16 protein-coding genes and 1 riboswitch are annotated in these 14,333 nt (G+C 38.8%); of the genes, 12 read left to right on the top strand and 4 right to left on the bottom strand.

Annotation, left to right across the window (positions count from 1 at the left end):
- Positions 1 to 105: 105 nt before the first annotated feature.
- The 8 genes from hisC (at position 106) to pyrF (ending at position 8,038) form a co-directional block, all read left to right on the top strand.
- Entirely contained in the window at positions 106 to 1,218 is a 1,113-nt protein-coding gene (gene hisC, locus HRT96_RS20375) for a histidinol-phosphate transaminase (RefSeq protein WP_293160262.1), read from the top strand.
- Positions 1,219 to 1,273: 55 nt separating this feature from the next.
- Positions 1,274 to 2,557 (top strand): 3-phosphoshikimate 1-carboxyvinyltransferase, encoded by a 1,284-nt coding sequence (aroA, locus tag HRT96_RS20380; protein WP_293160264.1) that lies wholly within the window; start codon positions 1,274 to 1,276, stop codon positions 2,555 to 2,557.
- Positions 2,558 to 2,755: 198 nt separating this feature from the next.
- Complete coding sequence (gene cmk / locus HRT96_RS20385; RefSeq protein WP_293160266.1) at positions 2,756 to 3,430, top strand: (d)CMP kinase; 675 nt, start codon at positions 2,756 to 2,758, stop codon at positions 3,428 to 3,430.
- 122 nt (positions 3,431 to 3,552) lie between these two features.
- Positions 3,553 to 5,220: a 30S ribosomal protein S1 gene (rpsA, locus tag HRT96_RS20390; RefSeq protein WP_293130095.1), complete on the top strand. Its 1,668-nt coding sequence runs from the start codon at positions 3,553 to 3,555 to the stop codon at positions 5,218 to 5,220.
- Positions 5,221 to 5,287: 67 nt separating this feature from the next.
- Positions 5,288 to 5,572, top strand: a complete 285-nt coding sequence (gene ihfB / locus HRT96_RS20395; RefSeq protein ID WP_006034591.1) for an integration host factor subunit beta — start codon at positions 5,288 to 5,290, stop codon at positions 5,570 to 5,572.
- 219 nt (positions 5,573 to 5,791) lie between these two features.
- A complete protein-coding gene (locus tag HRT96_RS20400; protein WP_293160268.1) occupies positions 5,792 to 6,079 on the top strand; it encodes a LapA family protein in 288 nt (95 codons plus the stop codon).
- Between the two features lie 8 nt (positions 6,080 to 6,087).
- A complete protein-coding gene (gene lapB / locus HRT96_RS20405) occupies positions 6,088 to 7,257 on the top strand; it encodes a lipopolysaccharide assembly protein LapB (RefSeq protein WP_293160270.1) in 1,170 nt (389 codons plus the stop codon).
- A 79-nt stretch (positions 7,258 to 7,336) separates the two neighbouring features.
- Positions 7,337 to 8,038 carry an orotidine-5'-phosphate decarboxylase gene (gene pyrF / locus HRT96_RS20410; RefSeq protein ID WP_006034596.1) on the top strand — a complete coding sequence of 234 codons (702 nt, stop codon included), beginning with the start codon at positions 7,337 to 7,339 and terminating at the stop codon, positions 8,036 to 8,038.
- 37 nt (positions 8,039 to 8,075) lie between these two features.
- On the opposite strand, the gene rrtA is transcribed toward pyrF, so the two are convergent.
- Complete coding sequence (gene rrtA / locus HRT96_RS20415; protein WP_293160272.1) at positions 8,076 to 8,567, bottom strand: rhombosortase; 492 nt, start codon at positions 8,565 to 8,567, stop codon at positions 8,076 to 8,078.
- 118 nt (positions 8,568 to 8,685) lie between these two features.
- On the opposite strand from rrtA, the gene HRT96_RS20420 reads away from it, so the two are divergent.
- Both HRT96_RS20420 and HRT96_RS20425 read left to right on the top strand, forming a co-directional pair.
- Positions 8,686 to 9,312 carry a tRNA-uridine aminocarboxypropyltransferase gene (locus tag HRT96_RS20420; protein ID WP_293160274.1) on the top strand — a complete coding sequence of 209 codons (627 nt, stop codon included), beginning with the start codon at positions 8,686 to 8,688 and terminating at the stop codon, positions 9,310 to 9,312.
- A 133-nt stretch (positions 9,313 to 9,445) separates the two neighbouring features.
- The gene (locus HRT96_RS20425) at positions 9,446 to 9,688 is read left to right on the top strand and encodes a DUF3820 family protein (RefSeq protein ID WP_293160276.1); all 243 of its coding nucleotides are present in this window, start codon (positions 9,446 to 9,448) and stop codon (positions 9,686 to 9,688) included.
- A gap of 75 nt (positions 9,689 to 9,763) precedes the next feature.
- On the opposite strand, the gene HRT96_RS20430 is transcribed toward HRT96_RS20425, so the two are convergent.
- Together HRT96_RS20430 and HRT96_RS20435 are read right to left on the bottom strand one after the other, a co-directional pair.
- The gene (locus HRT96_RS20430; RefSeq protein WP_293160278.1) at positions 9,764 to 10,195 is read right to left on the bottom strand and encodes an HIT domain-containing protein; all 432 of its coding nucleotides are present in this window, start codon (positions 10,193 to 10,195) and stop codon (positions 9,764 to 9,766) included.
- Between the two features lie 9 nt (positions 10,196 to 10,204).
- Positions 10,205 to 10,612 (bottom strand): H-NS family nucleoid-associated regulatory protein, encoded by a 408-nt coding sequence (locus HRT96_RS20435; protein ID WP_293160280.1) that lies wholly within the window; start codon positions 10,610 to 10,612, stop codon positions 10,205 to 10,207.
- A gap of 400 nt (positions 10,613 to 11,012) precedes the next feature.
- Positions 11,013 to 11,198, top strand: a riboswitch (Lysine riboswitch).
- 109 nt (positions 11,199 to 11,307) lie between these two features.
- On the opposite strand from HRT96_RS20435, the gene HRT96_RS20440 reads away from it, so the two are divergent.
- Together HRT96_RS20440 and HRT96_RS20445 are read left to right on the top strand one after the other, a co-directional pair.
- On the top strand, positions 11,308 to 12,903 hold the full coding sequence (locus HRT96_RS20440; protein ID WP_293160282.1) for a Na+/H+ antiporter NhaC family protein: 1,596 nt from the start codon (positions 11,308 to 11,310) through the stop codon (positions 12,901 to 12,903).
- A gap of 96 nt (positions 12,904 to 12,999) precedes the next feature.
- On the top strand, positions 13,000 to 13,581 hold the full coding sequence (locus tag HRT96_RS20445) for a thymidine kinase (protein WP_293160284.1): 582 nt from the start codon (positions 13,000 to 13,002) through the stop codon (positions 13,579 to 13,581).
- 55 nt (positions 13,582 to 13,636) lie between these two features.
- On the opposite strand, the gene HRT96_RS20450 is transcribed toward HRT96_RS20445, so the two are convergent.
- Positions 13,637 to 14,275 carry an EAL domain-containing protein gene (locus HRT96_RS20450; RefSeq protein WP_293160286.1) on the bottom strand — a complete coding sequence of 213 codons (639 nt, stop codon included), beginning with the start codon at positions 14,273 to 14,275 and terminating at the stop codon, positions 13,637 to 13,639.
- Positions 14,276 to 14,333: the final 58 nt, after the last annotated feature.

A 14,333-nucleotide genomic window follows, 5' to 3' on the forward strand; every position in this document is an offset into this window, starting at 1 on the left:
AACAATTAATACGTATTTAAAGGCAATGGAAACATGTGTTGAGCATGATTAATGTCGATGACAAGCGTGCCAGCTAAATAAGAGTGCCGTCTACAAGGATTTATTATGAGTTGTGATTTTTTTGCTTTAGCAAATACAGGGGTACAAGGTTTACACCCTTATCAAGCGGGAAAACCGACTGATGAATTAGAGCGTGAACTAGGGCTAACAGATATTGTTAAATTGGCATCGAATGAGAATCCATTGGGTGTTGGTGAATTAGTTAAAGCAGCATTAGAGAAAGAACTAGCGGGTATCACCCGTTATCCAGATGCGAATGGCTTCTATCTAAAGCAAGCGCTAGCAGATAAATACGACCTTGCACCAGCACAATTTACCTTAGGTAATGGTTCAAATGACGTACTGGAACTCATCGCTCGCAGCTTTGTTACGCCAGAGCATGAAGTGATTTTTGCACAGCACGCGTTTGTGGTTTATCCATTAGTGACACAAGCGATTGGTGCAACGGGGATAGCTGTACCAGCCAAAGACTGGGGACATGATTTACCTGCAATGCTGGCGGCAATTACCGAACGTACACGTCTTATCTTTATTGCCAATCCAAATAATCCGACAGGTACGTTTTTAACCGCAGAAGCCTTGTATGACTTTTTAACTAAAGTGCCAGAAGATGTGATTGTGGTATTAGATGAAGCGTATTTTGAATACGTAGACAAAGAGTTACAAGCGCCGTCTATTACGTGGTTAACTGAGTTTTCAAACTTAATTATTACCCGTACGTTCTCTAAAGCCTATGGCCTTGCCGGTTTACGTGTTGGTTATAGCATGTCACATCCTGATATTGCAGATATTTTAAACCGCGTTCGCCAACCCTTTAATTGTAATAGTTTTGCATTAGCGGCTGCGCAAGCGGCATTGTCTGATCATGATTTTTTAACGGCGAGTGTGGCGTTAAATAATGAGCAACGCGCTGTATTAGAAACATTTTTCAGTGAACAAGGTATAGGTTATATTCCATCTAAAGGTAATTTCATTACCATGGAACTAGCTCAAGATCCGGCCGTTGTGTATCAAGCTTTATTGCACAAAGGCGTGATTGTACGTCCTGTTGCTGGTTATGGTTTAACAAAACACCTACGTGTGAGCATAGGAACTGAGCTGGAAAATGAAACGTTTATGCAGGCGCTACTGACAGTGCTGGCTGAGTTAGACGCATAGCAAGTAACGCTAGCGACTATTCGTTGTATTAATTAAAAATTAAGTGAATAAATTTATGGAAAAATTAACATTACAACCAATTGGTAAAGTATCAGGCACTATTAACTTACCTGGCTCTAAAAGTGTTTCAAATCGTGCATTATTACTTGCTGCACTTGCTAAAGGCACGACACGTTTAACGAATTTATTAGACAGTGATGATATTCGTCATATGTTAAACGCACTGACAAAATTAGGTGTGCAGTATGATCTGTCTGCATGTAAAACCATTTGTACCGTCACTGGTTTAGGTCGTGCATTTTCTGTAAATGAAAAACTGGAATTATTTTTAGGTAATGCTGGTACGGCAATGCGTCCTTTATGTGCGGCATTATGTCTGAGCGAAGGTGAGTTTGAATTGACTGGCGAACCGCGTATGGAAGAGCGTCCAATTGGTAGCTTGGTTGATAGCTTACGCCAAGCGGGGGCGGATGTTACTTACTTGAAAAATGAAGATTACCCACCAGTGCTAATTAAAGGTACTGGCTTGAAAGGCGGTAATATTAAGATTGATGGTAGTGTATCTAGCCAGTTCTTGACTGCATTCTTAATGGCGGCACCTTTGGCTGACAATGATACGACGATTGAGATCGTTGGTGAGCTTGTATCTAAACCGTATATTGAGATCACGCTTCACATTATGCAACAGTTTGGTGTGACGGTAACGCATGATAATTATCAGACCTTTACCATTAAAGGTAAGCAAACCTATCAAGCTGCCGGTGACTTTTTAGTTGAAGGTGATGCGTCTTCGGCGTCTTATTTCCTTGCTGCTGCGGCAATTAAAGGTGGTAAGATCCGGGTCACGGGTATTGGTAAAAAATCAATCCAAGGTGATATCCAGTTTGCAGATGTGATTGCAGCAATGGGCGGTAAAATCACTTGGGCCGATAGTTATATCGAAGCTGAAGTGGGGGAATTAACTGCCGTTGATATGGATATGAACCATATTCCGGATGCGGCGATGACAATCGCGACAACTGCATTGTTTGCAAAAGGTACAACGGTTATTCGTAATGTATACAACTGGCGCGTGAAAGAAACTGACCGTTTAGCTGCGATGGCGACTGAATTACGTAAAGTCGGCGCTGAAGTAGAAGAGGGTAATGATTACATTAAAATCACTCCACCTGCACAGTTAGTTCACGCTACCATTGATACTTATAATGATCACCGTATGGCAATGTGTTTCTCATTAGTTGCATTAAGTGATACACCGGTAACGATTAATGATCCTGGCTGTACCTCAAAAACCTTCCCCGATTATTTCGAACGCTTTACCAGTTTAGTTCAAGCATAAGTCAAAATACATTATATTTGATGCCGTGACGATAGCATCAATCTTAAATAGCGAGGTATTACTGATAAGGTGATACCTCGCTTTTTTTTATTTACGGTTATTATTCCATACCATCTTTATGAAGATCCGTTATAATCGCGACCAGATCCATACAGCACCATTTAAAGTTGTATGTTAGATATTGAGTTTGGAGAATTTATGACAGCAATAGCACCGATGATTACGGTTGACGGACCTAGTGGTTCAGGTAAAGGCACATTATGCCAATTACTTGCGGCCAAGCTAGGTTGGCATATACTTGATAGTGGCGCCATTTATCGTGTATTAGCATTAGCTGCGCTGCACCATAATGTTGAGTTAGATAACGAGCCGGCTTTAACTATACTTGCTGCAAACTTGGATGTACGTTTTGAGCCCACTGATAACGGCTTACAAGTGATCCTTGAAGGCGAGAACGTATCACGTGAAATTCGGACAGAAGAAGCGGGCTTTGCAGCCTCTCGAACAGCCGTTTATCCTGCGGTACGTGAGGCATTGTTACAACGTCAACGAGATTTCCGTGTTGCACCTGGTTTAATTGCAGACGGCCGTGATATGGGTACTGTTGTATTCACTGATGCCAACGTAAAAATATTTTTAGATGCATCTGCTGAAGAAAGAGCCATTCGCCGCTTTAATCAGTTGCAAGACAAAGGCTTCGATGTTAGCATGTCAGCCCTTCTGGGAGAGATCGAGAAACGTGATCATCAAGATCGCAACCGCTTGGTCGCACCATTAAAGCCAGCAGATGATGCACTTGTTATCGATTCGACATCTATGTCGATTGAGGACGTAGTTGCTAGTGTGTTAGCTTTTGCAGAAGGTAAAATTTAGGGTAGTCGGTATTCTATCGACTACTTAGCGGTCAAGCATCAAGGATGATGATGACTTTTGATTAACAACCCACATTAGCCGGATTGCTTATGTGAACGTTTTATAAGTACATATAACTCATTATGAATGAATCTTTCGCTTTACTCTTTGAAGAGTCACTACAAGAACTTGCTGCTCCTGGTAGCATCATCAAAGCAACTGTTGTTGCAATCGAAAACGGTTACGTTTTAGTTGACGCTGGTCTTAAATCAGAATCTTCTATTCCTGCTGAAGAATTCAAGAACGCTGCTGGCGAACTTGAAGTTGAAGTTGGTCAAGAAGTTGATGTAGCACTAGAATCAATTGAAGACGGTTTCGGTGAAACTCAACTTTCTCGTGAAAAAGCTAAACGTCATGAGTCTTGGATTCAGCTTGAAAAAGCATACGAAGATCAAGAAACTGTTATCGGTGTTATCAACGGTAAAGTTAAAGGTGGTTTCACGGTTGAAGTGAACACAATTCGCGCATTCTTACCAGGTTCTTTAGTAGACGTTCGTCCTGTACGTGACACTACTCACCTTGAAGGCAAAGAGTTAGAGTTCAAAGTAATCAAACTTGACCAAAAACGTAACAACGTAGTTGTTTCTCGTCGCGCAGTTATCGAAACTGAAAACAGTGCAGAACGTGAAGAACTTCTTGCTAACCTTCAAGAAGGTCAAGAAGTTAAAGGTATCGTTAAGAACCTTACGGACTATGGCGCATTCGTTGATCTTGGTGGTGTTGATGGTCTTCTACACATTACTGATATGGCTTGGAAACGCGTTAAGCACCCAAGTGAAATCGTTAATGTTGGTGACGAAATCAGCGTTAAAGTTCTTAAATTCGATCGTGAACGTACACGTGTATCACTAGGCCTTAAACAGCTTGGCGAAGATCCATGGGTAGCTATCGCGAAACGTTACCCTGAAAGCACTAAGCTTACAGGTAAAGTTACGAACCTAACTGACTACGGTTGTTTCGTTGAAATCGAAGAAGGCGTTGAAGGTCTAGTTCACGTTTCTGAAATGGATTGGACTAACAAAAACATTCACCCTTCTAAAGTGGTTAATGTTGGCGACTCTGTTGAAGTTATGGTTCTTGATATCGACGAAGAACGTCGTCGTATCTCTCTAGGTCTTAAGCAATGTATCGCTAATCCTTGGGAAAACTTCTCAACTTCACGCATGAAAGGCGAGCAAGTTACTGGTAAGATCAAATCTATCACAGATTTCGGTATCTTTATCGGTCTTGACGGCGGCATCGACGGTCTAGTTCACCTATCTGACATCTCTTGGGATGCTACTGGTGAAGAAGCAGTTCGCGAATACAAAAAAGGCGACGAAATCACAGCTGTAGTTCTACAAGTAGACCCAGAGCGTGAACGTATTTCTTTAGGTATCAAGCAAATTGATGAAGACCCGTTCAACGAATACCTAGCTAATAACAAGAAGAATGCTATTGTTAATGGTACAGTTTCTTCTGTTGACGCTAAAGGCGCGACAATTGAACTTGCTAAAGGTGTTGAAGGTTACATCCGTGTTGGCGATATCTCTCGCGACCGTATCGAAGATGCAAGCTTAGTATTATCTGTAGGCGAAAAACTTGAAGCTAAATATGTTGGTGTTGATCGTAAAAACCGCGTAATTAGTCTTTCAATCAAAGCTAAAGATGAAGCTGACGAGAAAGAAGCAATGGCTAGTGTAAACAGCCAACCGCAAGAGTCTGGTCTTTCTGCTATGGAAGAAGCATTTAAAGCTGCTAAAGGCAAATAATTAGCCTGAGGGATGTTTATTCATCCCTCATTAGTACGATGTCGACAATATTCTTAATGGAGATTATATGACAAAATCAGAACTAATCGAACGTCTTTGCACTGCAAATTCGCAGCTGGCGACTAAAGATGTTGAATTATCTGTGAAAGCTATACTTGATCAGATGGTAGATACTTTAGCTACTGGTGATCGAATTGAAATTCGAGGTTTTGGAAGTTTTTCTCTGCATTACCGTGAACCTAGAATTGGGCGTAATCCTAAGTCAGGTGAAAAGGTTGAATTAGAGGGGAAATATGTTCCTCATTTCAAACCTGGTAAGGAACTTCGAGATCGTGTTAACGCTTCTTTATAGCCGTTGATACTTGTAAAAACGACATACTTAGGTATGTCGTTTTTTTTTACTTTTTTTTGCGTCATGATACCCATACCCAAGTTACTTCAATATAGTTTTTGTGTTGTTTATATACTAGCAGGGAATAGTAGTTTTGGATTACACCATATATTACTAGCACTTGACCCATTTATTGGCGATAATCCCTTGTATTACCAATTTATCTCACAGAGGACGTCGATGAAATCATTTATCTTTTTTATTATTATCGCTTGCACACTGGCGCTGGCAGCTGCATTTGCTGCGAGTAACGATCAGTTAGTGGATTTTAATTATCTCATTGCCTTAGATTCATTTAAGTTATCGTCTCTGCTTATTGGTGCATTTGTGTCAGGTGTCGTGGTTGCTGGTGTATGCATGAGCTTATTCATGATGAAATTAAGATTATCTATTTCGAAATTTAAACGTAAATCAAAGCGTCAAGTTGCAGAACTTGAGCGATTACGTGCTGCTGAAATTAAAGGTTAATTTACCGTATGTTCGAACTTTTATTTCTTTTACTTCCTGTTGCCGCTGCATATGGCTGGTATATGGGTAGAAGAAATGGTCGCTATTTGCAACAAGATAAGCAGCATACGATCTCTAGAGAGTATGTAACCGGGCTTAACTTTTTATTATCAGACCAACCTGATAAAGCGGTTGATTTATTTATCGATTTACTTGATGTTGATAGTGAAACGATTGATACGCATTTAGCGCTTGGCAATCTGTTTCGTCAACGTGGCGAAGTACAACGTGCAATTAAGATCCATCAGAATCTCATTGCTCGACCTTCATTGACTCATGAACAGCGTAATCTTGCTTTATTACAACTAGCGCGAGATTATCTTGCTGCGGGCTTAGTGGATCGCGCAGAAGAATTATTTTTGAAATTGATTGATGAACCTGATCATCGTGAAGTCGCGTTATTGCAACTCATCATTATTTATGAACAAACCAAAGAATGGGAACAAGCGATAGCGATCGGCAATAAACTGAAGAAAATGGGTGATTCAAAAATTGAACGTAAAATTGCACATTTTTATTGTTCGTTAGCGACGACATCAACAATGCTTGATGATCCTAAGAAGCGTTTAACGAGTCTTAAGAAGGCCCTACAATATGACAAACACTGCGTGAGAGCGAGCATCATGCTTGCCGATTTGCATATTGAGCAAGGTGAACATAAAAAAGCGATTGTTTGGCTTGAGCATGTGTTGATTCAAGATGTTGATTTTGTCACCGAAATACTCCAAAAATTAAAAGAATGCTACGTTGAAATTAATAATGAAGATGGTTTTATCCACTTTCTTAACGATGCCCAAAATAATAAAGCGGGTATCAGTGTCGCTATTGCATTAGCTGATTTTACCGTAAACAGTGTTGGATTAGAGCCAGCAGAAAAATTGATTTTAAATCAAATTGTTCGAACCCCGACGATGAAAGGTTTTTACCATCTGATGAAATATCAAGAACAGGCTGCTGAAGAAGGTAAAGCAAAAGAAAGTTTAACCATGTTACGGAATCTAGTCGGTGAGCAGCTTAAATTAAAACCCATTTACCGGTGTCGTAAATGTGGGTTTAGTACTAAAAGTATTTACTGGCATTGTCCATCGTGTAAGCGCTGGGGAAGTGTTAAACCAATTCGTGGATTAGATGGCGAGTAACTTTCCTTAAAAAGCCAAACCTAATCGCTATACGTAATAACAAGAATATGATAATGAGTAACGGGACCTAGGAAGAGATATGTTGCAAGATAGTAAAGTAGTTGTCGCACTTGATTATGCTGATGAAGCAAGTGCATTGAATTTTGTTGATAAGATTAATCCTAGCCAATGTCGTCTGAAAGTCGGCAAGGAAATGTTCACATTATTTGGGCCTGAATTTGTGCGTAAATTAGTTGCGCGTGACTTTGATGTGTTCTTAGATCTTAAGTTCCATGATATTCCTAACACGGTGGCGAAAGCAGTTGCCGCAGCTGCAGAGCTTGGTGTATGGATGGTGAATGTACATGCGTGCGGTGGCCAGCGTATGATGGAAGCTGCGAAAGCGGCATTAGTACCTTATGGTGATAAAGCACCAATCTTGATCGCAGTGACTGTGCTAACCAGTATGGAGCAAGAAGATTTAGCACAAATGGGCGTTAATATTACTCCAGCTGAACAAGTTATTCGTTTAGCGACGTTAACACAAAAAAGTGGTTTAGACGGTGTTGTTTGTTCTTCACAAGAAGCAGCAATGCTTAAAGAAGCATTAGGTAAGTCATTCCAGTTAATTACTCCGGGCATTCGTCCAGCAGGTAGTGCTGCGGGTGATCAACGCCGTATAATGACGCCTGTTGAAGCGGTAGCTGCGGGTGCAGACTATTTAGTGATTGGTCGTCCAATCACGCAAGCTGAGTCACCAATGCAAGTATTAACTGAAATCAACGACAGCTTAGCAAGTTAACCACTGCTTCGATGTTAGTTGGTATCGATAAGGGCGCTTAGGCGCTCTTTTTTTTGTTTAGATAAACATACAGTGGGGCAATGATTAATCCCGTCACCAGGCCATATAGGTGCGCCTCTGTGAGCACTTTAGCTTCAATTAATTGACTTATTTCTACTGGGCTATTGAAAAGTTGTTCATTGATTACTTTGATCACAGTACCAATCATCAAAACATAGCCTGAATAATATTTTTTTGTCACGTCAATGACTGCACCAACAATTATAATGCCATGTAAAATACCGGATAGGCCGACGTATAAATGCGTACTTGGGGATAACCACAGTATGCCTACACCGACGCCGATTGATAACAGTAAAATCAAGCTTGTGTAAGCCGCACTATTATAATAGCGGTAATGTAATCCGCCTATAACAGCTAAAGCCCCTAAGTTTAAGAGCAGGTGATAGATATTAGTATGGTTAAAATTACCACTGATCAAGCGCCAGTATTCACCATTAATAATCGATTCCCTGTTATAATCTAACACGGTTATATTCTCGGCTGAAATCGCATATATAATTAGGCATAATAACCCGAGAAAAAACCAATTTAACCACCGATGTTGAATTAGCATATCTTATTAATCCATAATATTTAGGTTTGTTGTGAGCAAAAGAAAAAAGTGTACTGTATGTGATAAAGCATTAGCCGCGTGTATATGTCAGCACATAATAGAGATCGATTCTGATATTGAATTAATAATATTACAACACCCAGGCGAAGTTAAAAATGCGATTGGTACTGCTCGTATTCTCAACCTTTCATTACCACAATGTCAAATTATAATTGGTGAAGATTTCACTGATAATACCCAGTTAAACGACATATTGAATGATCGAACAAGACAATGTTTTTTGCTTTATCCGAGCGAAGAAAGTATTGCTGTTGAGTATTTAGCTGGTAATGAAAGTAGTAATCGAGACACGAATATTAAACGTACATTTATTTTACTTGATGGTACGTGGCGTAAAGCGTTTAAAATGTATCAATCATCAATAAATTTACAAAAACTGCCAGCTGTTCGATTAAATGCAGAACAAGAAAGTCAATATACAATAAGACAAACGTCTATTGAAGGCGGTTTATCGACTGTTGAAGCGGGTTTTTTATTGCTTTCAACCTTAGATAAAGATAAAGATAAATATCAGCCTTTGCTGACTGCATTTGAATATATGATTAATTTTCAAATAGCGAAAATGCCAGCCGGTTTGTTTAATAAAAATTACAAATAGCGACGTAATCATCTCATGATAGAATAAATATATAGTCGTAATAAGCTACATAGTTTAATTATATAATGGTTAGCTTACCTTATCGAAAGGTATATAAATTTTTACTAAGTTATTAATTAATATTGGATTTAATATGTCACAACAAGCATTGATTGAAGCAATTAATACCATGATGCCATTTGGTAAATACCGAGGACGTTTATTACTTGAGTTGCCTGAACCTTATTTAGTTTGGTTTCACAGTAATGGCTTTCCAGATTCTAAACTAGGGCAACAACTTGCACTTATGTATGAAGTAAAGCTGAATGGACTGGAAACAATGCTCGTGCCATTATTGAAACGACCATCGGTATATTTGAATAATGAAGGGAAATAAATCGCAATGACGTCAAGCATCAGATTGGAATAGATACTTGACGCTGATAATGTCTAGCGATGAATCATAACGGTATTAACCTTTATGAGTGATAAAGCCAGCTTGAAGCTTACTTGAAATCATGGTGACTAATTGTAGGGTCTGTTGCGCTGTTCTACTGATTGCTGGTATTTGACCCCAAATCGGTTTCGGCCAGCAAGCATCGTTTTTAAAGCGTGCAACATGATGGATATGTAACTGTGGCACCATATTACCTAACGCTGCAATATTGATCTTATCGGCGCTTAATCCGTCTTTTAATAGTTTGCTGACAGCGTTAGATTCAGATAAAAACTGAACTTGTTGTTCATCTGTTAATTCATGGAATTCGCTGATATTATTAATTTTAGGCACTAAAATTAACCATGGGAAATTACCATCATTAGCCAGCAGGACCTGACATAATGGAAATTCACCAACAAAACTGGTATCCGCAGCAAGCTGTGGATGTAATATAAATTTCGTCACAAGATCCCTTTATATTAAGAATTCTTCAATCGAGCCTTTTTCATTCATTACTTCTTGGAGTGGTAAAGGCATGCGGCCTTGGCCTGTCCATGTTTTAGATTCGCCATTGAAGTCATATGCGTATTTTGCAGGGCGAGGGCCTCGTTTAGTTTTATTTTTTGCTTTTTCAGCGGTTGAATCAGTTAAGCCCATTAATTCTTCAGGGCTAATGCCATTCTCTTTAAGTTGTAATAAGATTTCGTTCATTTTAGCTTGTTTTGCTTGCTGTTTTTCTAATTCAACGGCGTCAGCTTCTTTTCTATCATCTACAATTGTAGTGAATTTAATTAAAACTTCTTCTAATTGTTCAACGCTTAATTCTTTTGTCGCAGCGCGCAGGCTACGTGCATTTAAAAATATTTTAATAAAATCGTTCATAATTAATACCTAAAAGTAGACAGGGATGAGTAAACATTAAATAAGATTAATACTCTAATACAACTTATTTATTCTAATATAAAAATATACTTTAATACAATTAATATACTATAGCCAAATAAATATTAGAAACGTATTTACATTTATTTATAAAATTAACGTGTATGGATTAATTATGTAAACAATGCATGTATCAATGTAACTTTAAACTATAATACGGAATTAGGGTGGAGATTGTTTTTAATCTATTTAATGGTCTATTATTTGACGACGATATACTTTAGGCTGAAAAAACAAGTGGGCATAGAAATAGGTTTTTGTGTCATGTGTTGGTCGCATTGTGAACTTTAACGCTGATTACTGCTTGAAGTGGTGAAATTATCTGCTATTATCTTGCTTCCTCCTAAGTAGAGGTGCGCAACTCATCAGTAGTGTTATTTAGGTAGCTCCGATAATAACGACACAAAAGGGAATTGCGCCGAAGAATGAATTTCTAAGCTAAAAGTATTCATTCTGGGGATGTGTTCGAATAGAGACATCACTGTCATAGTCAATTTTAAATTAACTATGGGGCGCTACTGAAATAGAAGAGTATATGGGTATCTTTACATCTATCCTATTGTAAATATCCTTATTGCACATCTCATCTGTCTTGTTTAGTCGTTCCCTGTAAAAATTATTAGGTCAAAGGGATCATGGAACTCATTAATTATTCAGACTCAGCGTTATCGCTAGTCGTACCTCTAGTTGCACTGACATTAGCCATTTTTACACGTAAAGTATTGTTATCACTTGGTTGTGGTATTTTACTTGGCGCACTATTTTTAACAGACTTTAATATTGTTAATGCAGCTAAACATCTTGCAGATTTGGCATTAAGCTTAGTCTGGGAGTCGGGTGATGCGAGCAAGGGCTCGTTCTGGGAAATAGGTTCGTTCAATACTTGGAATCTATCAATCATCGTATTCTTACTCATACTGGGTATGTTAACGAGTATTATGATGGTAAGTGGCGCAACCAGTGCGTTTGCTGATTGGGCGAAACAAAGAATCACTACACGTCGTGGTAGCATATTATTAACAGCATTTTTAGGTGTTTTCATTTTTGTTGATGATTACTTTAATAGCCTTGCTGTGGGTAGTGTAAGTCGTCCGCTGACAGACCGTTATAAAGTTTCTCGTGCTAAATTAGCTTATCTGCTTGATTCTACCGCAGCACCTATGTGCGTATTAATGCCGATATCAAGTTGGGGTGCTTATATCATTGCTGTTATCGGTGGTATTTTAGCCTCTCACGCTATTACGGATATCAGCCCTCTGGCGGCATTCGTACAAATGATACCAATGAATTTCTACGCTATTTTTGCTATCGCAATGGTATTTGCGGTTGCTTGCTTCAACCTTGATTTTGGCGTAATGGCAAAAGAAGAAGAAGCGGCAAGAAATGGTGAGTTGTTTGATGCTAAAAAAGGCAATCCAGCAGGTTCAACGGTAGAGTTAAAAGAAGCGGAAGGTGGTCATATTTCAGGCCTAATCCTGCCTATTTTAGTGCTTATTTTTGCGACTATCTTCTTTATGATCAACTCTGGTGCATCGGCACTAGTCGCGGATGGTAAAGCATTTGATATTTTAGGTGCATTTGAAAATACAGATGTAGGTAGTTCTTTAGTGTTTGGTGCATTATCAGGCCTTGCTGTGGCACTCGTGCTAAGCCTTATTTCTGGTGTGTCTATTTCATTATTAGCACAAGCAAGTTTCCACGGTGCTAAATCAATGCTACCAGCGGTTTATATCTTATTCTTCGCGTGGGCAATTGGTTCGACTATTGGCTCTATGGAAACCGGTAAATATCTGGCTGCATTAGTGGGTGATTCAATCCCAATGAGTCTATTACCAATTATCATGTTTGCATTAGCTGGCTTTATGGCATTTGCAACGGGTACAAGTTGGGGCACATTCGGTATCATGTTACCAATCGCGGGCGATATGGCTGCGGGTACTGAAATATCGTTGATGTTACCTATGTTAGCATCTGTGCTTGCCGGTTCTGTATTTGGCGATCATTGTTCACCTATCTCTGATACTACGATTTTATCGTCAACGGGTGCTAACTGTCACCATATGGACCACGTAATGACACAACTTCCATATGCATTATCGATTGCGTTAGTCAGTGCGATTGGTTATTTAGTGCTAGGTGTAACAAGTTCTGTACTATCGGGCTTTATCGCTTCAGCAATTGCATTTACAGTGGTGGTTGCTATTATGTCTCGAATAAGTCGTAAAGTTTAATAAAACATTAAAAACACGCTGTTTATAATGAACAGTGTTAATGATTAGTAATTATATACGCCTGTTGATACAGGCGTTTTTTTTTGAGGGTATAAAATGGCATCTTTGCATTTCAAATTTGCAGCTATGAATTCGGGTAAATCAACACAATTAATCCAAGCTCACTTTAATTATATTGAACGTGGTATGTACCCATTAGCGATGACACCTGAGTGTGATAGTCGTTATGGCAAGGGTGTTATTGGTGCGCGTGTTGGCTTAAAACTAGAAGTTGAAGTGTTTGAGAAAGATACCAATTTATTTACCACTGTTTCTATCCGATTAGAAAATAAAAAAATCGATGTATTTATCATTGATGAAGGTCAATTTCTAACGCGAGAACAGGTTTATCAATTAGCCAATGTTGTTGACCAACTTCACATCCCTGTGATTGTTTATGGCTTAAAAACAGATTTTAAATTAGAGATGTTTGAAGGCTCGTACCATTTGATGTGTCTGGCTGATAAAGTTGAAGAACTTAAAACCATTTGCTGGTGTGGTAATAAAGCGCACATGAATGCACGAGTGAGTGAAACTGGGGTGGTATTAAGAGAAGGCGAGCAAGTTGAGATTGGTGGCAATGAGCTCTACGTATCCTTGTGCCGTAAGCATTTCATGAATGGCAACGCAAGCGCTTAGTTCTATTCTGTCGTTATTATTCTAGCATGGCTAACCGTCCTCGATGATGAGCGTATTATGTAGCGCTTATTATCTGTGTTGGTTGTATACTTTGGATAGTATTAATTTCATTTAATACTATCTCTGGTTCAGAGAATAAATAACCTTGAAAATATGTGCTTTGCAGATTCTTAGCTTGTTCAAATTGGCTCTCAGTTTCTATCTTTTCTATTAATATACTTATCTCATGTTTCGCTAATAATGGTTTTAATGTTTTAATTTCTTTAAATGAAGTCAGGGTAATATCGAATTTGATAATATCAACAATGTCAAAAAACGGTAGCCAATCTTCTGAATAAATAAAATCATCCAATGCAATGGTAAATCCCATATTTTTTAATTGCTTTAACGCTTTAAATATAGCCACCGTTGGCGGTACGTCCTCGAGTACTTCAATCACAATTGGTTTATTGATGAGTTTATGAGGCAAGCCATCGAGAATACTTTGCTCTGTAAAATTGATAAAGTAGGGCTTGTTATCAACGAGTTTATTAATATTAGAACTCAATAAGTGCTCGTGAACCAACCGTTCTGTTGCGATTTCGGCATTTATGATTGGGAAGGTATTCTCTAAACTATCACGATATAACAGCTCATAGGCGACGATGTTACGGGTGCTATTTAGGATTGGTTGTTTAGCGATATATGAGTGCATAAAAAGTACTTTATTAACAAAGGTACCTATAAGCTTATGCGTAATTATCAAAATGGCG

The sequence above is a fragment of the Moritella sp. genome, assembly GCF_013215705.1.
GTDB lineage: Bacteria > Pseudomonadota > Gammaproteobacteria > Enterobacterales > Moritellaceae > Moritella.

Excerpts from the sequence above, each read along its gene's own strand:
- hisC (WP_293160262.1), top strand. The coding sequence starts at position 106 with ATGAGTTGTGATTTTTTTGCTTTAGCAAATACAGGGGTACAAGGTTTA.
- aroA (WP_293160264.1), top strand. The coding sequence starts at position 1,274 with ATGGAAAAATTAACATTACAACCAATTGGTAAAGTATCAGGCACTATT.
- cmk (WP_293160266.1), top strand. The coding sequence starts at position 2,756 with ATGACAGCAATAGCACCGATGATTACGGTTGACGGACCTAGTGGTTCA.
- rpsA (WP_293130095.1), top strand. The coding sequence starts at position 3,553 with ATGAATGAATCTTTCGCTTTACTCTTTGAAGAGTCACTACAAGAACTT.
- ihfB (WP_006034591.1), top strand. The coding sequence starts at position 5,288 with ATGACAAAATCAGAACTAATCGAACGTCTTTGCACTGCAAATTCGCAG.
- HRT96_RS20400 (WP_293160268.1), top strand. The coding sequence starts at position 5,792 with ATGAAATCATTTATCTTTTTTATTATTATCGCTTGCACACTGGCGCTG.
- lapB (WP_293160270.1), top strand. The coding sequence starts at position 6,088 with ATGTTCGAACTTTTATTTCTTTTACTTCCTGTTGCCGCTGCATATGGC.
- pyrF (WP_006034596.1), top strand. The coding sequence starts at position 7,337 with ATGTTGCAAGATAGTAAAGTAGTTGTCGCACTTGATTATGCTGATGAA.
- HRT96_RS20425 (WP_293160276.1), top strand. The coding sequence starts at position 9,446 with ATGTCACAACAAGCATTGATTGAAGCAATTAATACCATGATGCCATTT.
- HRT96_RS20435 (WP_293160280.1), bottom strand. The coding sequence starts at position 10,612 with ATGAACGATTTTATTAAAATATTTTTAAATGCACGTAGCCTGCGCGCT.
- HRT96_RS20440 (WP_293160282.1), top strand. The coding sequence starts at position 11,308 with ATGGAACTCATTAATTATTCAGACTCAGCGTTATCGCTAGTCGTACCT.
- HRT96_RS20445 (WP_293160284.1), top strand. The coding sequence starts at position 13,000 with ATGGCATCTTTGCATTTCAAATTTGCAGCTATGAATTCGGGTAAATCA.
- HRT96_RS20450 (WP_293160286.1), bottom strand. The coding sequence starts at position 14,275 with ATGCACTCATATATCGCTAAACAACCAATCCTAAATAGCACCCGTAAC.